Raw genomic sequence first — 22149 nt, 5'->3', positions numbered from 1 at the left:
GGCCGTTAATTTTTTAATGAGCATCTTCCTTTAAAATATCAGGAAATTTTGCTTTGAAACGATTTAACCTCGGTATCGATACATTCTGGATATACGGGTTGTTTGGATTGTTCTCTTCGTAATCCTGGTGGTAATCCTCGGCTTTCCAGAATTTCTGGAAAGGCAAAACTTCAGCGGCTATAGGTTCTTCATAGTTTTTGGCAACTTCGGCCTTAACTTCCTCGATTATTTTTTTCTGTTCTTCATTCTGGTAGAAAATAAGCGATCGATATTGCGATCCACGGTCTGGTCCCTGCCCATTAACCTGGGTTGGGTCCTGGGATCCGAAATAAACCTCTACTAGCGTTCTAAAATCTACCACCTCCGGATCATAAATAACCTCTACTGCCTCAGCATGGCCCGTTGTTCCTGTATTACTTGACTCGTAAGTAGGGTTTTTAGTGTGCCCGCCAGAATAACCTGAAATAGCTTCGCCCACTCCTTCTATACTTTCATAGATCGCCTCGACGCACCAGAAACAACCGCTGGCAAAATAGGCTCTTTCCATGCCGTCCTGGGCTTTTACTTCAACAGGTTCGGCATTCGCGATCTCTGGTTTGGTAACGGTGGTTTTTTCAGCCTTATTTCCGCAGGCTAATAAAACTATGCTAATCAGGTTTAATAGAATCAACTTCATCTTATAATTTGTTATAGGTTCCTTCTAATGTTTTTTTGCCGTACAATGCGTAGTCTACAGCGATCTCACCATTAATGGTGAACCCAATCCAGTCCAGTGACATGCCATTTGCTTCAGGGCTTAAAATAGCGATGGGTCTATTTTTTTCGAACTGATCCCAGGGAATATCTGAATTCTCAGTTCTTGCTGACTTCCCGGCGTAATAAATATTGATCTTATCTCCGTCTTTTTCAAAACGACCATTTACATAAAGTTCACCGTCAGCAAGGCATAATTCTGAAGTCGCGTTCAGTTGAATATCCAGGCAATAACAATTACAGTTAGCGTCTTCTGGGTGCCCGTCTTTTTTATACCGGCCAGCCAGAATGCTATTGTTCGTTTCAGCTTCGGGTTCTTCATCGGCAGTGGATGGTTCTGGATCATTCTTTTCTGATGAGGAATACCGGTCTATTTTTTTCTCAGACTTCTGCTGTTGCTCGATAGCATCAGAAGTTTCGGTTTTGCTGTTCTCTGCATCCTTGCAGGAAGTAAAGCTTAGCAAAAGGCAACTAAATATCAATAGCATTCTCATAGTTTAAGAATTGGGTTGGCTAAAGATAATTTATAAAAACCGGTAAAATGTAAAATACTTGTTAATCCCTTGATCAGGAAGGGTGGGTGAAGGCACAAAAAAAACTGCCTGGAGAAATTTTGCTTCAGATCTTGATGATCTTACTGTTAATCCCCAGGCAGTTTGCTATTTAATTCAAGTAAGCAAGAAGTTTAGAACTTCTTGAACATATTTGCCATTTTTTCCTGCTCTTCTTTAGCCAGTTCTTCGTCTACAAGAATACGTCCACTGTGTTCATCGGTAATGATCTTCTTTCTACCAGCGATCTCCATGATCACCTGTGGAGGGATCGTGAAGAATGATCCACCGGAGGCACCTCTTTCTACTGGTACCACTGCAAGACCATTTCTTACGTTAGAACGAATTCTTTTGTAAGCGCTAACCAATCTGTCTTCGATATTCTTTTCGTATTCCTTGGATTTATCGATCAGGGCCTGTTCTTCCTTCTCGGTCTCTTTAAGGATCTCGTCAAGTTCACCTTTTTTATGCTTCAGGTGCTCTTCTCTTTCAGAAAGTTTTTCTTTGGTTTGAGCGATCACCTCTTTCTTTTGCTCGATCTTAGCCTTATATTCCTTAATATGCTTTTCCGAAAGTTCTATCTCAAGCTCCTGGAATTCGATTTCTTTACTTAGAGCGTTGAATTCTCTATTGTTACGAACATTCTTTTGCTGTTCTGTATATTTTTTGATCGTAGATTTAGACTCCTCAATCTGGTTCTTTTTATTCTTGATGTCATTTTCAATGACCTCGATATCGGCATCCAGTTTTTCCAGGCGTCGGTTCAAACCTGCTACTTCATCTTCCAGATCTTCTACTTCAAGGGGAAGTTCACCACGTACGTTTCTAATTTCATCGATTCTGGAATCTACCAGTTGAAGATCGTACAGAGCTCTTAACTTCTCTTCTACAGTAACATCGTTTTTTTTCGCCATATTATAAATAGTGTATTGGATTGGTATTTGTATCTCCTAAAATAAATGCAAAACTACTAATTTTTTTGCTAAGAAAAGAATATAGTAAATTTTTTGTAAACTGCTCGCTTTCATAGTGTCCAATATCGGCTAGCACCAGTTTTCCTTCGGCTTTATAGAAATCGTGGTACTTAAAATCTGCGCTAATAAAGACATCAGCCCCAGCACTTTTGGCCTGGTTGATCGCAAATGCTCCACTTCCGCCCAATACGGCTACCTTTTTTACCGACTTTCCTTTCAATTTGGAATGCCTGATGCAACCGGAATCAAAGGTCTTTTTTACTTCGTTCAAAAATTCTGCTTCGTCCTTTTCGTTTTCAAGTTCGCCTATCATACCCATGCCTAAATGCTGGTTTTCATTTTCCAGTGAATGTATCTCATAGGCCACCTCCTCGTAAGGATGTGTATCGAACAATGCTTTTAATATTGCCGATTGCCTGTGTTTAGGAAAAGTGAGGCCTATCTGTACTTCCTCTTCAAAATGTATTTTGCCTTTTTCCCCAATTACCGGATTGGATTCTTCGTTGCCCTTAAAACTTCCCTTACCGGTAATATTAAAGCTGCAGTCATTATAATTTCCAATACTTCCGGCTCCTGCTTCGAACATGGCTTTTCTCACCTGGTCGGCATGCTGAGTAGGTACGAAAGTGGTTAATTTCCTAATTGAGTCTTTTCTAGGGATGAGTATTTTTCTGTTTAAAAGACCGAGTTTTTCGCAGATCATGTCATTCACTCCTTTATGCTGATTGTCCAGCGCCGTATGTATCGCGTAAATGGCAATGTCATTTTTAATAGCCTTTAGAACGGTTCTTTCAACATAATCCCGGCCTGTAAGTTTTTTAAGACCCGAAAAAATGATAGGGTGAAAACTGATGATCAAATTGCACCTCTTTTCTATAGCTTCGTCTACCGTGGCTTCAAGAGTGTCCAGGGTGATCAATGCTTTAGTTACCTCATTTGTAGAATCCCCAACAAGAAGACCTACGTTGTCAAAATCTTCGGCATAGGGGAGAGGAGCAAATTCCTCAATAATCTTAATTACTTCCTGTATGATCATATTTTAATATTTTAGCCTGCAGTTTGGTTTCTGAATTCAGAACTGAAGCTATTTTCCACATTCCAAAATCGTGGGATCTCAAATATAAATATTATAGAAAGCCTTTCATGTCTAAACTCCGAAAAATACTTTTTCCCTTCTCAGGTGGTTATCATCTTATTACCGGTGTGAGGAACTGGATGTATGATATGGGCTTGCTGAAATCGGAGTCATATGATCTCCCGGTTATTTGTGTGGGAAATCTTAACGTTGGCGGAACCGGAAAATCACCGATGATCGAATACCTGATCGCGCTACTGCAGGATCAGTGCAAAGTTGCGGTACTTAGTCGTGGGTACAAACGAAAGACCACAGGTTTCAAACTGGTAGAAACGGGAGATACCGTGGCAGAAGTGGGCGACGAGCCGCTTCAGTTTAAAACCAAATTTCCAGATGTTCTGGTGGCTGTAGAAGCCAACAGGCGTGAAGGGATTTCAAGGCTGCAGGAATTTGAACCTGAAGTGATACTCCTCGATGATGCCTTTCAGCATCGAAAAGTAAGAGCCGGATTCAATATTCTACTCACTGCTTACGGCGATCTTTTTACAGGTGATCTTTTGCTTCCTGCTGGAAATCTTAGGGAGTCGGCCAGCGGAGCTTCCAGGGCCAATGTTATGATCGTTACTAAATGTCCGCCGCAGCTTTCCGAAGAAGAGAAAAGCAAAATAATCCTGGAGTTAAAACCAAAGGAAGATCAGCGGGTCTTTTTCTCGGGAATCGAATATTCAGAGGTGGTTCATTCGAATTTCTGTAAGATTTCTCTGAGTGAAATTCCGGAAAAGGCCATTCTGGTGACCGGGATCGCTAACCCGAGACCTTTATTGGATTATCTAATTGCCGAAAATAAAGTTTTAGAGCATTTTGAATTTCCAGATCATCATAATTTTACAGAAAAGGAAATTCGTGAACTGGAAACCGCTCCGTTTATCCTCACCACCGAAAAGGATTATATGAGGCTCAAGCATTCTTTACCCGGAGAAAAACTGGGTTATTTGCCAATTAGGACTAAATTTCTGGGGAGCGCTAAGGCTGAATTTGACAGGATAATAATGGATTATATCAAATAAAAATGAGGTGTTGGGGAACACCTCATTTTATCTTTGGCTAATTCAAACTATATGATTTCTTCTCTATATAATTCTACTTGCCTGTATTTTACAAAGCCCATGCCAAAACTTAAACGGCGGTTTCGCTGGCTATTAAATGCCTGTTTATTTTATTGAAGAATTCTTCGGTTTTATAGGGTTTTGGAATGATATCATTAAACCCGTTCAGGTAGAATTCATCGAGGTTATCGTCCAGGGTCACTGCGGTAAGTGCGATAATTGGAATATCCTGGTTGAACTTTCTAATCTGTATGGTAGCTTCGATCCCGCTAATTCCCGGCATATGAATATCCATTAGTATAAGATCGAATTGTTTCTTTTCTACTTTTTCCACAGCGACGGAGCCATTATCGGCAACATCACAGACCACCTTGTTCTTTTCCAAGATCTTTTTGGTGATCATCTGGTTGATCTTATTGTCTTCTACAACCAGAATATGTTTGCCGGCCATGACCTCATTAGAAATGGCTTCTACAGTTTCTGGAGTAGCATTGGCTACAGCAGCCGATTTTAACTCAGCTTCCGGAACCTCAAAATCAAGTTCGAAACTAAACCTTGATCCCTTGCCAAGATCGCTTTCCAGGTTGATCTCACTGTTAAGGAGTGTAAGCAGGTTTTTAACGATAGAAAGCCCCAGGCCGGTGCCGCCAAATTTACGATTGATTTGAGTGGAGCCCTGGGTGAAGTTCTCGAAAATAGCCTTTTGTTTCTCCTTGCTGATGCCTTCGCCATTATCTCTTATGTCGAATAATAACTTCAACTCCTTGTCTTCCTGGGAAGCCTTTTTAACCGAGATCCAGATATCCCCATTTTCGGTGAACTTGATGGAATTACCAATAAGATTGATCAAAATTTGGGAGATCTTAAGCGGATCACCTATTAATTTTTTAGGGATGCTTTCATCGAATTCGAAATGAAGTTTGGTATTTTTTTCGTCAGCCGAATTCTTTAAAGCCACCAGTACATCTGAAATTCTTTTATGAAGATTGAAAGAAGATTTAACGATCTCGACCTTATTTGCTTCAAGTTTGTTCAGGTCCAGTATGTTGTTGATAAGTGAAAGCAGGTATTCTCCTGAAAACTTAAGTGAATTCAGATGTTCTTTCTGGCTTTCGGTAGGACTTTCCTCAAGCAATAGATGCGTTAGTCCCGTTACAGCATATAGGGGTGTTCTAAGTTCATGGGTAATGGTAGAAAGGAACTGTGCCTTCGCCATGGAGGCTTTTTCAGCATTTTCCTTGGCCAGTGTCAATTCCGAATTCTTTTTCTGAAGCAACTCATTCGCCCTGGCCCTTAGATTATTGTTCTTATACAATGAAAGCGTGAGTAATGATAAGATCGTTATCAATGCAACGCTCAGGATAGTAGTAAGCTTGTTGACCTTGAGAGTGCGTTCCTGTTCGGCATTTTGAAGCGTAAGCTCGTCTACAGTAGATTTCAAAGATTCCATCCCGAACTTTTCATAGGTAGCACTTGCCAGCGCTTCCTTGTTCAGGCTAAATATTGTTTCCTGGATTTCATTGGCTTTTTTAAGCAATTCCAGGGCTGCAGCGAGGTCATTTTGAGCCTCTTCAATTTGACTCAGCAGGCCATAAGTATACATTTTCATACCCATGAAACCTTTTTCTTCTGAAATTTCCAGCGATTTATAGGCATTTTCCTTAGCCAGCTCCATTTCATTCTGGGTGAGATTGGCGCGGGCCATGTAATAATAAAGTCTTGATAACTCGTATTTGTTCTCGGAATTTTTAAGATAAACCTCGGCATTATTTAGCAGGGACTTTGCCTGGTCTTTTTTATCGGGAAGATTTCTATAGACGATAGCCTTATTCAGGGCGATAATTCCCAGTTGTTCCTTATTCTTTTCTTTTTGATAGTACTGCTCAGCCAGATCGAAGTATTTCAAGGAACGCTGGTATTCATTCTTTGAATTAAGGATCTTTCCGTATAGAATGTAGGAATAGTTTAATCCAACCTGGTCGTTTATGTCTCTTTGGATCTGGATAGCACGCTGCAGTTCGGTAATTCCCTTATCAAACTCATGCCTTACCTGGTACATCCTGGCAAGAATGCTGCTCGAAAGAGCGATGTATCTTTCATGATTGATCCGTTTCGCCAGCTCCAGGGATTTGGTGAGTTCGTTTCGGGCTTTATCGAATTCCATCATATCGATAGAATTTTCGGCTTCAGAAAGAAGTTGTCCAATTTCCTCAGCTGTAGGCTCAGATTCGCTTTTAACCTGCGAATCCTGAAAGCCGAACGTGATAAAGCAACAAAAGGTTAGTAAAAGTAGCTTTAGATTCTTCATTCGGGGAAAATAGCAAATAGCTTATTATGTGTTAAATATAGCTAAATATCGTTAATGTGGGAAATTAAATCGATAAGTCGGTTAGAATAGCCAATTTCATTATCATACCAGCCAATTAATTTTATGAGTGTTCCGTCAATTACCGATGTCATTTGAGAATCGAAAACACAACTATAAGGACTGTCCAGGATATCCACGCTCACGATAGGATCTTCGGTATATTGAATGATGCCTTTCATGCTGTGTTCAGAAGCTTTCTTGAACAAGGCGTTCACCTCTTCAATGCTGGTTTCCTTTTTTACGTTCAGTGTCATATCGGTTAGGGATCCATTGGGAACCGGTACTCTTATCCCGCACCCGCCAATTACGGCGCTTAATTCGGGAAAAATTCCTGTTAAAGCCTTTGCGGCTCCAGTGGTTGTGGGAATTATAGACTGGGCTGCAGCACGACTCCTCCTAAGGTCCCTGTGTGGTTTGTCATGTAAGCTCTGGTCTGAGGTATAAGAATGGACCGTGGTGATGTATGCCTGGGTAACTTCATATTCATCATGAATAACCTTTAGCATGGGAGCTGCATTGTTGGTGGTGCAGGAAGCATTTGAAATGATGGTTTCGCTGCCATCTAAAATCCCTTCGTTCACTCCAAGAACCACCATTTTTATAGTTTCATCCTGAGGAGGAGCTGTAAGAATTACCTTGCTCACTCCGGGTTTCAGATGTTTTTGTAGTTCCTCTTTTTTTTTGAATTTTCCTGAAGAATCAACTACAATATCCACCTGGTGTTCATGCCATGGAATGTCTTCTGGAGAGTCATGGTTGAGCAGGGGAATATGGCGATCATCTACAAATATCCCGGCTTCATTCGAAGATACCTCGGCTTTAAGCGTTCGGTGAACGCTGTCATATTTTAGAAGATGACCAAGACTTTTTGAGTCGTGGATATCGTTGATAACGGTGACCTCTATCGCCGGGTTTCCCAGGAGGCTTCTGAACAGATTTCTTCCTATCCGGCCAAATCCATTAATGCCGATTCTAATAGCTGCGGCCATTCCTGGATTAATTAATATGCTTTTGTGCTTTATACGAAGATCTCACCAGGGCACTGCTTTCAACATGTCTGAAACCAAGATCAAGACCTATTTCCTCATATTTCTTGAACTGGTCTGGAGTGATGAATTGTTTCACTGGCAGGTGCTTCTTGCTGGGTTGCAGATATTGACCAATGGTGACCACATCAACACCAGCTTCACGAAGATCGTGAAGGGTTTGTATTACCTCTTCTTCCTGCTCACCAAGGCCAAGCATGATTCCAGACTTGGTTCTTCTAACACCATTATCTTTAAGGTATTTAAGAACAGCCAGGCTTCTGTCGTATTTCGCCTGAATTCTAACTTCCCTGGTAAGCCTTTTCACGGTTTCCATATTATGAGAAACAACTTCGGGCATTACTTCAACAATTCTGTCGATATTTCTTTCGTTTCCCTGGAAGTCGGGGATAAGTGTTTCAAGAGTGGTTTCAGGATTCATTCGGCGAATGGCCTTGACAGTTTCGGCCCAGATGATAGACCCCATGTCTTTTAGATCGTCACGGTCTACACTGGTGACCACCGCATGTTTGATCTTCATGATCTTGATAGACCGGGCAACTTTTTCAGGCTCATCCCAGTCTACGGTTTCTGGTCTACCGGTTTTCACCCCACAAAATCCGCATGAACGGGTGCAGATATTTCCCAGGATCATAAATGTAGCCGTACCCTCGCTCCAGCATTCTCCCATATTAGGGCAACTTCCCGAGGTGCATATGGTATGTAGATCATATTTGTCTACTAAACTGCGAAGTTCGGTGTATTTTTTTCCGGTAGGAAGTTTAACGCGAAGCCATTTTGGTTTTGGCTTTCTTTCGGTTTTAGATTCTATAGGCGCAACGTCTGTATTCATAGCAAAAATCTGAGGTTCAAAGATACAATAATATGCTGAACTGCATAAATTAGACTCCGTATGTTTGGAAACCTTACCGGGTCTTTCTGGTCTCGATTATTTCAGCCAGCAATTTTTTCGCCCTCAATAGTTTAACCTTGACATTATTCATTGGCTCATCCAGTGCTTTGGCGATATCCTTATACGATTTTTCTTGGAAAAAACGCAACATGATCACTTCCTGGTAATGCGGTTTTAATTGCTTGATATCTGCAAGCAATTGTTCCAGGTGCTGCTGTTTGATGAGCTTGTCTTCGATACTCGGGGTTTCATCGGCTATCTCGTAAACCCTGTCCTGGTCCTGAATGGTGTTTTTATAATTTATGGAGGCACTTTTCTTGCGAAACTGGTCTATATTGACATTCTTGGATATCGCAATCAGCCAGGTGGGAAATGAAAAGTTCTCATCAAAAGTGTCAATTTTATTAAAGGCCTTGGAAAAGGTTTGTATGGTGATATCTTCCGCTTCATATTCATTCCTGGTCTTCTTAAGCTGAAAACCATAAACGTCGTTCCAGAATTGATCGAGCAGGTAGTTAAAGGCCGATTGATTTCCTTCTTTTGCTTCTTGAATTTTTTCAAGCAATTCAGCAGGATTTATTTCCAATGTTTGGGTTTTGAGATGAGGTTGGAGATAAATATAGCTAATTGAAAGAATATGAGAAAAAGGTCGAAAAACGGAAAAAACCAGATGACATCACTTTCCTTCAATTTTCGGGCACATTTTATATAAACAAAGGCTTCAGTGATCAGCTTTATTCCAAGTGCTCCAAGCACGATCTGCGGTTTTATTTGCAGGACCAGGAGTACGCCAAGCATTATCCAGAACAGCACCCTAAAAATAAAAAAGCTTCCGAGCATGAATTTATGTTTCGGCTTATAATGTTTGGCTACTGAAACATGTCTTCTTTTCTGCTGAAACCATTCAGAAAAATTGCTTTTCGGAACACTTCTGGTTATGGAATCAGGACTAAAACAGATTGCCGTATTTTTTGAATTGGAAGCCTCGTTTACGAACAGGTCGTCATCGCCGGATCTCAAATGAAGATGACTGGCAAAGCCTTTCATTTCATAGAACTGGTTAGAGGTATAGGCGAGATTTCTACCTACGCCCATATACGGGGTCCCAAGTCGTGCATAGGAAAAATACTGTATGGCCGTAAATAAGGTTTCAAACCGAATTAGTTTATTGAGAAGAGAACGACTGTGGTTGAAATACCCACCATACCCAAGGATTATCGAAGTGCCGGGCTGGAAGTTTTTGGCCATTTCCCGTATCCAGTTCCTGGATTGCGGTGCACAATCGGCATCTGTGAATAGCAGGTGTTCAAAGCTTGCTTTTTTGATGCCCAGGGTAAGGGCATATTTTTTATTAGCCCAGAAAGCCTCGTTGTTTTCAACATTTACGATCTTGATCCTGGGGTCTCTTGCCTGGAATTCCTCAATAACATCCAGGGTGTTGTCTACAGAGGCATCGTTGATAATGATCACCTCGAATTCGGGATAATCCTGTTCCAGGATCGATGGGAGGAAATTTGAAAGATTTTCAGATTCGTTTTTGGCGCAAACGATAACCGATACCGGGACTTCCGGGTGTAATTTATTGGTATATCGTGCCGTGGCGAACGATAGGAATAGTAAAAAGTAGAGAATGTTGACTAAAGTGACAAAAATGAAAGCTCCCAGTAAAATTGTTGCCATCCAGGTATTGAGTATTAGGTCTTAGCAGGTTCGGTACAATTATCTCTTTCTTCCGGCATTTTTCCACAAAAGCTGCAAGGTTCTCCAGATTTGTTCAAATAGGGATTCTGACTGGCGCAGGTTCCTGCGAACTTTCCATCTTTTTTACCCCATATTTTAATGGCAATTCCTGCGAAAGCCAGTCCTAGCAAAATAATACTTATTATTAATAATTTCATAGCAATGAATATCTTTTGCAAAAATAAGAATAAAAAAAAGCTTGTGAAAATAGCTGTGGCTATTAGTATAACCTTTACAATATTTAACTAAAGTTTATACGAATACTAAGCGATAGTAGGCTATTGCACAATATCTTGCACTGTTAATCAAAAAGACTACAATTATGAAATTTAAGTATTTGATCACTGTATTTGCTCTTGCAGCAATTAGCTTCACTTCTTGCGAAGATAATAAGAAAAAGGAGCAGGAAGAAAAAGAACGTATGGAGCAAATGGAAGCCGAAAAACAGGCTGAAATGGAGGCCCAGGCTGAAAGAGAGCGAATGGAAATGGAGTCAAACAGTATTGCCGCGAAAGCAACCGCGACCGATACACTTAGTACTCTGGTAACCGCACTTAAAGCCGCAAATATGGCAGACCTTTTAAAGGTGAGTGAAGGACCTTATACCGTTTTTGCTCCCAATAATGCTGCCTTCAATAAGGTAGGCGAAGAAAAGGTGAATAATCTTCTAAGACCTGAAAATCAGGAACAGTTAAGTACTATCCTGGAATATCACGTTGTGGAAGACCAAGTGACTTCACAGGCCCTTGTTCAGAAAATTCAGGAAAATAATGGAGAGTTTGTGATCTCCACCCTGGAAGGTACTAATATTACTGCCCGCGTGGTAGATGGTAAAGTTGTACTTACTGACGAAGCTGGAAATAAAGCTACTGTCGTGCAAACCGATGTTAATGCCTCTAACGGGGTAGTACATATTATCGATGGAGTATTAATGAAGAAAGGATAAGAACCGAGCAGTTTAATAAAAATGAAAAGAGATCGCGATTGGCGATCTCTTTTTTTTATATGATATTGACTTCGGCTTCCAATTCTATTCCGAACCTGGCCCTGATCTTTTCCTGGATCATTTTTGAAAGTTGAAGAATTTCTTCTCCTGTGGCGCTTCCGTAATTTACAAGAACCAGTGCCTGTCTTTGGTGAACGCCGGCATCACCCTCACGGTAACCTTTCATTCCAGCCTGGTCTATAAGCCAGCCTGCTGGTACTTTTACCTCTGTTTCTGAAACCTGGTAAGACGGCATTTCCGGGAACTTATGCACAAGCTCCTGATAACTTTCCAAGTCGATCACGGGGTTTTTAAAGAAACTCCCGCTATTACCCAATTCCTTTGGGTTTGGTAATTTTGACTGGCGAATGCGAATCACAGCATCCGAAATATCCCTGATGCCTGGCTTTTCGATGCCTGCCGATTCAAGCTCAGCCTGAATCGCACCATAATCGGTACGAAGTTGATGCTCTTTTTTGGTTAGCCTGAACTGAACACTGGTTATGATAAACTGGCCTTTCAACTGGTTTTTAAAGACCGAATTTCGATAATCGAATTCGCATGCTTCCAGGTTGAATTCCTTCTCTTCGAGCGTCTGTATATTCAGTGCTTCGCAACTAACGAAGTGATCTTTTAACTCCACCCCGTAAGCGCCAATGTTCTGAATTGGAGCCGTCCCCACATTCCCCGGAATTAATGAAAGATTTTCAAGTCCTCCAAATCCCTGTTCCAGCGTCCATAATACCAGTTCATGCCAGTTCTCACCTGCAGCCACTTCTATGATTACCTCATTTTCGGATTCAGAAATGATCTTTTTTCCCTTCAGTCCAATGTGAACCACCGTTTTTCTCAGGTCGCCAGTGAGCAGCATATTGCTTCCGCCACCCAGAATAAACAGATCTTCAGCATAGTTGTTCCTGAGAACAGATTTCAGTTCATCGATGCTGCTCACCGATACAAACCGGTGGGCCTTTACATCAATGCCAAAGCTGTTATATTCTTTCAGGGAAAAGTTCCGAAGAAATTGCATTAGTTTTCCTGCTTGTATTGCTTTAAGGCTTTTTCAAGAATTTCAATAGACCTCTCGAGATCTTCCTTTTTCAGGACATATGCAATACGAACCTGGTTTAGTCCGGTGTTTGGAGTAGAGTAGAAGCCTGCTGCCGGGGCCACCATAATGGTTTCGTTACCATCCTCGAAACTTTCCAGTAGCCATTTCGCGAAATCATCGGCGTTCTCTACAGGAAGCTCCGCGATACAGTAAAATGCGCCTTTAGGCTTGGCAACCTTAACTCCCTCAATTTTTTCAAGTCCCTCAACCAGTAGATTTCTTCTGAAGGTATATTGCTCGATAACATCGTCAAAGTAAGACTGTGGCGTATCCAGTGCAGCTTCACTTGCGATCTGGGCAAAAGTAGGAGGGCTTAATCTCGCCTGGGCGAATTTCATGGCAGTTGCGATCACTTCCTTGTTTTTTGAAACCAGGCATCCCACACGTGCTCCACACATGCTGTAGCGTTTGGATACCGAATCTACCATAATTGCGTTGTTGGCAAGTTCAGGCAGGCTCATGATGGAATGGTGTTGAGCTCCGTCGTACGCAAACTCTCTGTAAACCTCATCTGATAATACGAAAAGGTCATGTTTCAGGGCAAGATCTGCCAGTTGTTTTACTTCTTCTTTGGTGTATAAGTAGCCGGTTGGGTTTCCCGGGTTACAAAGCAGGATGGCTTTGGTCTTATCTGTGATTAGTTTTTCGAATTCAGCAATAGGAGGCAGGGCAAAATTGTTCTCAATGCTGGCCTGTATTGGTTTGATCGTTACTCCCGAAGCTGTGGCGAATCCGTTGTAATTAGCGTAAAATGGCTCAGGGATGATCACTTCGTCTCCAGGATCTGTTATGCTTCCCATTGCGAAAAGCAATGCCTCAGAACCTCCGGTAGTGATAATAATATCATCTTTTTCTACCGGTAAATTGCTACGCTGGTAATAACCGGCAAGTTTTTCACGGTACGATTCAAAACCAGCCGAATGGCTGTAGGAGAGAACCTCAATATCATGATTTCTTACAGCATCAAGAGCTACTTCCGGAGTCTTAATATCTGGCTGACCAATGTTTAACTGGTAGATCTTTCTTCCTTTTCTTGTCGCTGCTTCAGCAAAAGGTACCAGCTTTCTGATAGGTGATTCGGGCATTTGCTGCCCTTTATGTGAAATTTTCGGCATCGCATTAATTTTATGGGTTGCAAAATTGCAAAAATATCCCTTTAATCAATAATTATATATGCCTATTTCTTATCATATTTTTTTCGAAGTTGATTTAGTTCCAGCAAATTAAAAACATCTGAAAGATTTTCAGTTTCAGAAGCTGTTATTGTGTTTTTTTATTCAATAAAAAAAGGCCCTCCAAATGGAAGGCCTTTAAAGTTTTAAAAATTTTATTCATTAACTGTCACCTGAGTCTTCTTCAATGACGACTCCCTTAATTTTAAGAGCTTTTACCGGTTCTTCGGCATTTGAATAGACCGTTACGGTCTTTCTTATAGGCCCAACTCTTTTGGTGTCATATTTCACTTCTATTTCGCCGGTCTTACCTGGCATAATAGGATCTTTTGGCTTTTTAGGGATCGTGCACCCACAACTGGACTTCACATCTTCAATTACAAGCGGAACTTCACCTGTATTGGTAAATTCAAAGACCCGAACGCCATCGCTTCCTTTCTTGATTTCACCGTAATCGATGGTTTCAGCCTTGAATTCCATCTTCGCGGTCTTTTGTGCCTGGGTGGTCGTCATCCCAGCCCAGATTAAAATAACTATTGCAAATAATTTTTTCATGTTCTTAGTTTTTAGCGGAAAAGTAAAGATAAGCCGAAATACTTCAATTCTCAAAATTTTAATCATTTCAGCAGCTTTCAAATTCCTCTATTAATAATTACTTTTGCCATTATTTCAAAAATCAGACCATCATATGGCAATTGCTTCACAATACAATGCAAAAAGAGTAGAAGATAAGTGGTACGACTACTGGATGAAGAACAAATATTTTCATTCTGAAGTCGATGAAAGAGAGCCTTATACCATTGTGATCCCTCCACCAAATGTGACCGGGGTTTTGCATATGGGCCATATGTTAAATAACACCATACAGGATGTACTGGTGAGAAGAGCCCGGCTAAAAGGATACAACGCCTGCTGGGTTCCTGGTACAGATCATGCTTCTATCGCTACTGAAGCTAAAGTGGTTGCTAAGCTTAAAGATGAAGGTATCGATAAGTCAACTTTGAGCCGCGAAGAATTTCTACAGCATGCATGGGACTGGACCCATAAACATGGTGGGATCATTCTTCAGCAATTGAAAAAACTTGGCGCTTCCTGTGACTGGGATCGTACCAAGTTCACGATGGACGAAAAAATGTCTGAATCTGTAATTAAAGTTTTCGTTGATCTTTATGAAAAAGGGCTTGTTTATCGCGGTTACCGAATGGTTAACTGGGATCCCCAGGCTAAGACCACCCTTTCAGACGAAGAGGTGAATTATGAAGAAAGAAACGGAAGACTTTTTTACTTAAAATATAAAATTGAAGGCAGTGATGATTCTTTGACCATCGCGACCACCAGGCCGGAAACCATTCTGGGGGATACGGCAATTTGTATCAATCCAAATGATGAGCGGTTCACCCATCTTAAGGGTAAGAAAGCCATCGTACCTATTTGTAACAGAGTCATCCCGATCATCGAGGATGAGTATGTAGATATGGAATTTGGAACAGGATGTTTAAAGGTGACGCCGGCTCATGATGAGAATGATAAGAATTTAGGAGATAAGCATAATCTTGATGTGATAGATATCTTCAATGACGATGCAACTTTGAATAGTTATGGATTGCATTACGAAGGTAAGGATCGTTTCCAGGTACGTGCCGAAATAGTGGAGGAGCTGGAAATATCAGGATTTCTTGAAAAAGTAGAGGATCACCTGAATAAAGTAGGAACCAGTGAACGAACCGGTGCTGTGATCGAACCAAAATTAAGTGACCAGTGGTTTCTTAAAATGAAAGAAATGGCCGATCCTGCCCTGAAAGCAGTTGTTGGAGATGATATCAACCTGGTCCCAGATAAGTTTCTGAACACCTATAAGCACTGGATGGAAAATGTTCGTGACTGGAACATTTCTCGTCAATTATGGTGGGGACATCAGATCCCAGCTTATTATTACGGAGAAAGAAAGAATGACTTCGTAGTAGCCGAAACTCCTGAAGAGGCCTTGGAAAAAGCCCGAAAGATTACAGGAAATGATGCGCTTCAGGCTAGCGACCTTACCCAGGATAAAGATGTACTCGATACCTGGTTTTCGTCATGGCTTTGGCCAATAAGTGTCTTTAATGGAATCCTGGAGCCTGAAAACAGGGAAATTCAATATTATTATCCTACCAATGACCTGGTAACAGCACCCGAGATCCTTTTCTTCTGGGTTGCCAGGATGATCATGGCAGGTTATGAATACCGTGGAGAAAAACCTTTCAAAAATGTATATCTAACCGGGATCGTAAGGGATAAACAAAGACGAAAAATGTCTAAATCCCTGGGGAATTCACCAGATCCAATCGGTCTTATCGAGCAGTATGGAGCTGATGGTGTACGGGTTGGAATGCTATTGAGTTCTCCTGCTGGTAACGACCTGATGTTTGACGAAGATCTTTGTAAACAGGGTAGTGCCTTTTCCAATAAGATCTGGAATGCTTTTCGCCTGGTGAAAGGCTGGGAAATTTCTGAGGATGTTGAGCAGCCGGAGACCGCCAGGATCGCGATCGACTGGTATACCTCAAAATTTCAGAAATCCCTCAGGGAGATCGAAGATCATTACTCAAAGTACAGGATAAGCGATGCGCTAATGGCGACCTACAAGCTTATCTGGGATGATTACTGCAGCTGGTTCCTGGAAATGGTGAAGCCGGGTTACGGAGAGCCTATCGATTCGAAGACATACAATGCTATTATAGAAATCCTTGAAAATAATCTGAAGATCCTTCATCCGTTTATGCCATTCGTGACCGAAGAGATCTGGCATGAGATCACCGAGCGTAGTCCTGAAGAAGCGCTAATCGTAGCGAAATGGCCTGAGCAAAAGGATTTTGACGAGAACATTATCAAGGAATTTTCCCATGCCGCCGAAGTGATCGCAGGAATAAGAAAGATCAGAAAGGACAAAAACATCAGTTTTAAGAATGAGATAGGGCTGAGTATTCTCAATAACGAGAATGTTTCAGAAAGGTTCGATTCAACCATCGCGAAAATGGGAAATATCGCTGACCTAGAATACGTTGACGGTTCAGTAGACGGGGCTCTGTCCTTCCGTGTGCGTTCCAATGAGTATTTTATCCCGGTAACCGGCGCTATAGACGTTGAGGCCGAAAAGAAAAAGATCGAAGAAGAACTCGCTTACACCGAAGGATTTCTGAATTCGGTTAATAAAAAGCTCTCAAACGAACGCTTTGTAAATAACGCACCAGAAAAGGTCGTGGCAATCGAAAAGGCAAAAAAGGCCGACGCGGAGGCTAAGATCGAAGCTTTGAAATCCAGCTTAAAGAACCTGAACTAGACGAATAGGATTTTAAATCGTATAAATAAAAAGAGGGCCAGAAGGCCCTCTTTTGTTTGATGTTTTTACTTTTTTTATTCCCTGATGTTGCCAATATGTAACTCAACCAGTTCGATATATTTTTGTTTTGCTTCTTCCTTGCTTAGATCCTTTACCTGTACCAGTGCATTCACTTTAAAGGCCGATCTTAGGTCTCCGCGATTCGTGGTGGGTATATAGAATCCGTTTTTTTCGGTGGCTCTTTTGTAGAGCGCGTAAAAATGCAAAAGCACATCTGGAGGGAACTGCCTTTCTGTGCGGCTGGCCATTTCATATGCTTTCAGGAATTTTGAATTTACTCCTTGTTCCATCTTGAATTATTTTATCTCTCAAAATCGGCGATCACGCTAATACCGCCTTTCACCTTCTGGTTCAATTCAACTTGTATTTTGGTTCCAACAGGGACCAGAACGTCAACACGACTTCCGAATTTAATAAAACCGCTGTCACTACCCTGTTCCACAACAGCGTCAACTTCAGCATAATTTACGATTCTTTTTGCAAGTGCTCCTGCAATTTGTCGGTAAAGGATCTCGCCGGTAACTTCATTTTTTACCACTACAGTGGTTCTTTCATTTTCCTCACTGGATTTTGGATGCCAGGCCACAAGGAACTTTCCCGGATGATATTTGCTGTAGGTCACCGTTCCTCCAACGGGATGACGTGTTACATGCACGTTAATAGGTGACATAAAAATGGATATTTGAATCCGCTTGTCCTTGAAGTATTCTTTTTCGTATACCTCTTCAATAGCGACAACCTTGCCGTCTACAGGTGCAAGGATATGCTCATTATTTTTAGGTGTGTTTCTTTTCGGGTTTCTAAAAAACTGAAGTATCAAAATGAAAAGAAGCAGGGACAGGATAAGAATCCCGAATTTCAGCCAGTAGATATTAATTAAATTATAAGTGATGATATTGATCGCGATAAGGATGATCGCGGTGATTATCATTATTTTATAGCCTTCTTTATGAAACATAATTCAATATATATAAATATGCGTAAACGAAAGGACTTGCAAAGATAATACTATCCAGCCTGTCAAACAATCCGCCGTGCCCAGGCATTAACTTTCCACTGTCTTTAACTCCGGCCTGCCGTTTGAATTTGGATTGAATAAGATCTCCAAGTGTTCCGAATATACTTAGAATAAAAGCCATTCCCAGCCATATCACCGGGGTGTTAAATCGGCTGTGTTCAGACATGCTTTCTGGTAACAGCGGGCTGTAATACCAGATGGCATATCCCATAAGTAAACTAAAGACGAGGCCGCCCAGGAAACCTTCAATGGTCTTATTAGGAGATATTTTTTCGTATAGCTTGCGCTTTCCAAAGTTTTTTCCAACCAGGTAAGCAAAGGTGTCGTTTGTCCATATAAGAAAGAAAATACCTATTACCAGTTTTGGGATAAAGACGCCTTCTATCGTTGGGATCAGGGTGAGAAATATGGTAGACGAAATAAGATAAAAAATGATGATGATATATTTCTTCTTTTCAAATACCGGGATCTTTTTTACCACTATCAGGTCCTTAACCAGGAAAAGGTTTACGAAGATCGTTATAAATAAAAGCAAAATTGTTGCGTCCTGGTTAAACTTTAAAAAGCTGAACAAATAAAACAGGATGGCTTGTAGTAGATAAAGCGCGTAGCTTTTAAGCCTAAGCAATTTTTGCATTTCTACCAGGCAAACAAGGCTTAAAAGGTAGAAAAGCAGGATAAAGATAAGTTCTGAAGACAGAATTGAAGCAACCAAAATGGATGTATACAACAAGCCTGATACAGCACGTATTATGGTTTCCCTCATATATTACAGATCTTCCAGCAGGAGCAAATATAGGTTTTTTGTGCTACTTCCATAGCTCATAAAATCACCCTCTTTTTGGTTTCCGAAATTTTTAATGGTGGTAATATTGGAAGGAATTTGCTGTTTGTTCTTGAATTTTATACCTCTAAGTCCTTCGCCAATAGTGTCAATAAGCTGGCTGGTTGAGGATAAAATTATGAAATTTGGTGGCAGGTCGTGCAGTTTGCGTTCCTTGATCTGGTTGGAAGAGATCAATATTGAACCATCGTTGGCTACTAGGAATTCACAGGTACACAGAAAGAATTCGGCACTGGCTGCTTTATTGAATTCGAGATTGAATCCGTTGAATTTGTTCTTTAGGTTTTCGTCAAAACAACAACATTGCTTTTCATACCAGTCGTTTTCCAGAAGTATATTATCGAAAGCTTCCTGTATTTCAGAATCATCGATACAATAGAGGAATTTACCCCCATTATTTTTAAAATTGATCATGAAACGTTCGTCGGTAGGCAGTTTTACCTCCGGCATATATTTGCCTCGTTCAGCATTTTCAGGGGAGTCTTTTTCCTGTTCTGATTTCGGCTTAGGATTTAGAAACCTCTTGAATAGATTCATAGAGTTTAGGGTATGATTTCTAACGTCATTTTACCAAAGTTAAAAAATCTCAAATTAACCATTGTTTAATTTGAGACTTTTTAACTGGAACTTCTACACTACTTATTAACCGAATCTTCTTCGGTTATTTCCTCTTCGTTATCCTTCCCTTTTTCCGTGGCAGAAGAAGATTCCGTACCGTTTTTAGTGGATTCTTCCAGGGTGTTTTTTTCTTTTATGGGTTGACCTTCCTCTGTTTCTTTTTGAAAAGGTCTTTTTCCGAAGATCTTTTCAAGATCATCTTTAAATATAACCTCTTTGTCCAGAAGGATCTCGGCCAGCTGGGTGAGTTTGTCCTTATTATGCTCAAGAAGATCAATAGCTCGTTGGTATTGCGCTTCAATAAGGTTGGAGATCTCCTTATCTATTAATTCGGAAGTCTTCTCACTGTAAGGCTTGGTAAAATTATATTCACTTTGCCCGGAAGAATCGTAATAGGTAAGGTTTCCAACAGCATCGTTTAAACCGTAGATGGTAACCATGGCCCTGGCCTGTTTGGTAACTTTTTCGAGGTCACTCAATGCTCCCGTCGAAATTTTGTTGAACACCACTTTTTCGGCTGCCCTTCCGCCCAGTGCGGCACACATTTCGTCCAGCATTTGTTCTGGTCTAACGATTAGACGCTCCTCTGGAAGATACCAGGCGGCTCCTAGAGACTGTCCCCTTGGAACGATAGTTACCTTAACCAGTGGAGCTGCATGTTCGAGCATCCAGCTAACGGTGGCATGTCCGGCTTCGTGGAAGGCGATGGCTTTCTTCTCATCAGGAGTAATGATCTTGTTCTTCTTCTCAAGACCACCAACGATACGGTCTACCGCATCCAGGAAGTCCTGTTTCCCCACGGCCTTATTTCCCTTTCGGGCTGCAATCAGGGCCGCTTCGTTACAAACATTCGCGATATCGGCACCAGAGAATCCTGGAGTTTGCTTTGCCAGAAATTCTATATCCAGTTCATCTGAAATCTTTTTAAGTGGTTTCAGGTGAACTTCAAAAATTTCTTTTCGCTCTCTTAGGTCTGGCAGGTCTACGTAGATCTGACGGTCAAAACGTCCGGCTCTCATTAATGCCTTATCCAGTACGTCTGCACGGTTAGTTGCTGCAAGCACGATCACGTTGGTATTGGTTCCAAAACCATCCATTTCGGTTAGCAGCTGGTTCAGGGTGTTCTCACGTTCATCGTTCGAGCCTGAAAAATTGCTTTTTCCACGGGCTCTACCAATCGCATCGATCTCATCGATAAAGATGATGGAAGGCGATTTTTCCTTTGCCTGTTTGAAAAGGTCACGAACACGCGATGCTCCAACTCCCACGAACATCTCTACGAAATCTGAACCAGATAAAGAAAAGAACGGAACTTTTGCTTCCCCTGCCACGGCTTTTGCCAGAAGGGTTTTACCGGTTCCCGGAGGGCCTACTAAAAGAGCTCCCTTTGGGATCTTACCACCTAGAGCGGTATATTTTTCTGGTTGCTTGAGGAAATCAACTATTTCCTGTACTTCTTCCTTAGCACCTTCAAGCCCGGCAACGTCTTTAAAAGAAGTCTTTACATCGGTATTTTGATCAAATAATTTAGCTTTAGACTTCCCGATGTTGAAGATCTGCCCTCCGGCACCTCCGCCAGCACCTGAGCTCATTTTTCGCATGATGAAGATCCATACCCCGATGATGAGGATAAATGGCAACAGTGCCCAGAAGAGTTCTCCCAGCACATCACTTGAGGTGTCATAGGTTACAACCGTATCCAGGTTGTTCTCCTTTTTTATTTCGTTAATGTCATTTTCGAAATTCTGAAGATCACCAAACTGGAATGTATATGTGGGGCTTTCTCCCGTAGAGAAAAGCTCAGGATCCATGTTTTTCTTATGGATATCCTTTTGCTTTGCTTCATCGGTGAGGTAAACCCTGGCCAGGTTCCTGTTGATGATCTCAACCTTCTTCACATCACCGTTTTCCAGAAAATCCTTGAATTCGGCAGGGTTGGTTTTAGCGGGTTCAGAAAAACCGCCTCCACCAAAAAAGTTGATTCCTAAAAATATGATGATGATCACCGCGTAAATCCAGTAGGCGCTGAACTTAGGTTTTTTGGGATCTAATTTTTTCTTTGGTTTTTGATTCGCCATTATCTCGTGCTATGTTTTGTTCTTAATAACTGGTTTCTATGGATGTGATCTTAGCATCACCCCACAGACTTTCAATATCGTAAAATTCCCTGATATGTTTTTGGAACACGTGAACAACAACATTCACGTAATCTAAAAGAACCCATTCGGCATTTTCGCTACCTTCAATATGCCATGGCTTATCTTTCAGGTTTTTACTAACTGTTTTTTGTACGGAATTTACTATGGCGTTAACCTGCGTGTTGGAAGTACCGTTGCAGATAATAAAATAATCACAAACTGTGTTTTCAATTTCTCTAAGGTCCAGGATATCAATATCATTCCCCTTAACTTCCTCTATCCCTTTTATAATATGTGCAATAAGTTGATCGCTGTTTTTTTCCTTTTTCGACATTAAATTAATTTATTTACGCAAATTTATCATTTTTTGCTCTCTTAA

At 41.2% G+C, this 22149-nt stretch carries 22 protein-coding genes; 3 read left to right on the top strand and 19 right to left on the bottom strand.

Annotated elements, in window-relative coordinates; all coding sequences use genetic code 11:
* Positions 1-13: 13 nt before the first annotated feature.
* The 4 genes from msrA to MKO06_RS16030 all read right to left on the bottom strand — a co-directional run bounded on the left by msrA (position 14) and on the right by MKO06_RS16030 (position 3314).
* Complete coding sequence (gene msrA, locus MKO06_RS16045; RefSeq protein WP_241552275.1) at positions 14-676, bottom strand: peptide-methionine (S)-S-oxide reductase MsrA; 663 nt, start codon at positions 674-676, stop codon at positions 14-16.
* A gap of 1 nt (position 677) precedes the next feature.
* The gene (locus MKO06_RS16040) at positions 678-1241 is read right to left on the bottom strand and encodes a hypothetical protein (RefSeq protein WP_241552274.1); all 564 of its coding nucleotides are present in this window, start codon (positions 1239-1241) and stop codon (positions 678-680) included.
* 197 nt (positions 1242-1438) lie between these two features.
* Complete coding sequence (locus tag MKO06_RS16035) at positions 1439-2218, bottom strand: zinc ribbon domain-containing protein (RefSeq protein WP_241552273.1); 780 nt, start codon at positions 2216-2218, stop codon at positions 1439-1441.
* 1 nt (position 2219) lies between these two features.
* Positions 2220-3314, bottom strand: a complete 1095-nt coding sequence (locus MKO06_RS16030; protein ID WP_241552272.1) for a Nif3-like dinuclear metal center hexameric protein — start codon at positions 3312-3314, stop codon at positions 2220-2222.
* A gap of 107 nt (positions 3315-3421) precedes the next feature.
* On the opposite strand from MKO06_RS16030, the gene lpxK reads away from it, so the two are divergent.
* Positions 3422-4420, top strand: coding sequence for a tetraacyldisaccharide 4'-kinase (gene lpxK, locus MKO06_RS16025; RefSeq protein WP_241552271.1), 999 nt, complete (start codon positions 3422-3424; stop codon positions 4418-4420).
* A 109-nt stretch (positions 4421-4529) separates the two neighbouring features.
* On the opposite strand, the gene MKO06_RS16020 is transcribed toward lpxK, so the two are convergent.
* The 6 genes from MKO06_RS16020 to MKO06_RS15995 all read right to left on the bottom strand — a co-directional run bounded on the left by MKO06_RS16020 (position 4530) and on the right by MKO06_RS15995 (position 10663).
* The gene (locus MKO06_RS16020) at positions 4530-6767 is read right to left on the bottom strand and encodes a tetratricopeptide repeat-containing hybrid sensor histidine kinase/response regulator (RefSeq protein WP_241552270.1); all 2238 of its coding nucleotides are present in this window, start codon (positions 6765-6767) and stop codon (positions 4530-4532) included.
* A gap of 41 nt (positions 6768-6808) precedes the next feature.
* On the bottom strand, positions 6809-7816 hold the full coding sequence (gap, locus tag MKO06_RS16015; protein WP_241552269.1) for a type I glyceraldehyde-3-phosphate dehydrogenase: 1008 nt from the start codon (positions 7814-7816) through the stop codon (positions 6809-6811).
* 7 nt (positions 7817-7823) lie between these two features.
* Positions 7824-8705 carry a lipoyl synthase gene (gene lipA, locus MKO06_RS16010; RefSeq protein WP_241552268.1) on the bottom strand — a complete coding sequence of 294 codons (882 nt, stop codon included), beginning with the start codon at positions 8703-8705 and terminating at the stop codon, positions 7824-7826.
* Between the two features lie 73 nt (positions 8706-8778).
* Positions 8779-9351 carry an RNA polymerase sigma factor gene (locus tag MKO06_RS16005; protein ID WP_241552267.1) on the bottom strand — a complete coding sequence of 191 codons (573 nt, stop codon included), beginning with the start codon at positions 9349-9351 and terminating at the stop codon, positions 8779-8781.
* Positions 9342-10445 carry a glycosyltransferase gene (locus MKO06_RS16000; RefSeq protein WP_241552266.1) on the bottom strand — a complete coding sequence of 368 codons (1104 nt, stop codon included), beginning with the start codon at positions 10443-10445 and terminating at the stop codon, positions 9342-9344. The genes MKO06_RS16005 and MKO06_RS16000 overlap by 10 nt, the downstream gene beginning before the upstream one ends.
* Positions 10446-10459: 14 nt before the next feature.
* On the bottom strand, positions 10460-10663 hold the full coding sequence (locus MKO06_RS15995) for a membrane or secreted protein (protein ID WP_241552265.1): 204 nt from the start codon (positions 10661-10663) through the stop codon (positions 10460-10462).
* Positions 10664-10827: 164 nt separating this feature from the next.
* Here MKO06_RS15995 and MKO06_RS15990 point away from each other — a divergent pair, with 164 nt between their 5' ends.
* Positions 10828-11451, top strand: coding sequence for a fasciclin domain-containing protein (locus tag MKO06_RS15990; RefSeq protein WP_241552264.1), 624 nt, complete (start codon positions 10828-10830; stop codon positions 11449-11451).
* A gap of 55 nt (positions 11452-11506) precedes the next feature.
* On the opposite strand, the gene murB is transcribed toward MKO06_RS15990, so the two are convergent.
* The 3 genes from murB to MKO06_RS15975 form a co-directional block, all read right to left on the bottom strand.
* Positions 11507-12520 carry a UDP-N-acetylmuramate dehydrogenase gene (murB, locus tag MKO06_RS15985; RefSeq protein WP_241552263.1) on the bottom strand — a complete coding sequence of 338 codons (1014 nt, stop codon included), beginning with the start codon at positions 12518-12520 and terminating at the stop codon, positions 11507-11509.
* On the bottom strand, positions 12520-13716 hold the full coding sequence (locus MKO06_RS15980; RefSeq protein ID WP_241552262.1) for a pyridoxal phosphate-dependent aminotransferase: 1197 nt from the start codon (positions 13714-13716) through the stop codon (positions 12520-12522). Before MKO06_RS15980 ends, murB begins: the two co-directional genes overlap by 1 nt.
* A gap of 219 nt (positions 13717-13935) precedes the next feature.
* Positions 13936-14328, bottom strand: coding sequence for a DUF1573 domain-containing protein (locus MKO06_RS15975; protein WP_241552261.1), 393 nt, complete (start codon positions 14326-14328; stop codon positions 13936-13938).
* A gap of 133 nt (positions 14329-14461) precedes the next feature.
* Here MKO06_RS15975 and MKO06_RS15970 point away from each other — a divergent pair, with 133 nt between their 5' ends.
* Positions 14462-17092 (top strand): valine--tRNA ligase, encoded by a 2631-nt coding sequence (locus MKO06_RS15970; RefSeq protein WP_241552260.1) that lies wholly within the window; start codon positions 14462-14464, stop codon positions 17090-17092.
* A 74-nt stretch (positions 17093-17166) separates the two neighbouring features.
* On the opposite strand, the gene MKO06_RS15965 is transcribed toward MKO06_RS15970, so the two are convergent.
* From MKO06_RS15965 to rsfS, 6 genes are all read right to left on the bottom strand, one after another.
* Entirely contained in the window at positions 17167-17442 is a 276-nt protein-coding gene (locus tag MKO06_RS15965; RefSeq protein WP_241552259.1) for an acyl-CoA-binding protein, read from the bottom strand.
* An 11-nt stretch (positions 17443-17453) separates the two neighbouring features.
* On the bottom strand, positions 17454-18110 hold the full coding sequence (locus MKO06_RS15960; RefSeq protein WP_241552258.1) for a phosphatidylserine decarboxylase family protein: 657 nt from the start codon (positions 18108-18110) through the stop codon (positions 17454-17456).
* On the bottom strand, positions 18100-18936 hold the full coding sequence (locus tag MKO06_RS15955; RefSeq protein ID WP_241552257.1) for a phosphatidate cytidylyltransferase: 837 nt from the start codon (positions 18934-18936) through the stop codon (positions 18100-18102). Before MKO06_RS15955 ends, MKO06_RS15960 begins: the two co-directional genes overlap by 11 nt.
* A 3-nt stretch (positions 18937-18939) precedes the next feature.
* Positions 18940-19551: an LUD domain-containing protein gene (locus MKO06_RS15950; RefSeq protein WP_241552256.1), complete on the bottom strand. Its 612-nt coding sequence runs from the start codon at positions 19549-19551 to the stop codon at positions 18940-18942.
* A 98-nt stretch (positions 19552-19649) separates the two neighbouring features.
* Positions 19650-21710, bottom strand: a complete 2061-nt coding sequence (gene ftsH / locus MKO06_RS15945) for an ATP-dependent zinc metalloprotease FtsH (RefSeq protein WP_241552255.1) — start codon at positions 21708-21710, stop codon at positions 19650-19652.
* Between the two features lie 22 nt (positions 21711-21732).
* On the bottom strand, positions 21733-22104 hold the full coding sequence (gene rsfS / locus MKO06_RS15940; RefSeq protein ID WP_156284012.1) for a ribosome silencing factor: 372 nt from the start codon (positions 22102-22104) through the stop codon (positions 21733-21735).
* Positions 22105-22149 lie beyond the last annotated feature (45 nt).

The organism is Christiangramia oceanisediminis, from assembly GCF_022570735.2.
Taxonomy (GTDB): Bacteria; Bacteroidota; Bacteroidia; order Flavobacteriales; family Flavobacteriaceae; genus Christiangramia; species Christiangramia oceanisediminis.
The sequence above is the reverse complement of the archived record's forward strand: the minus strand, read 5'-3'. Positions and strand labels throughout refer to the sequence as shown.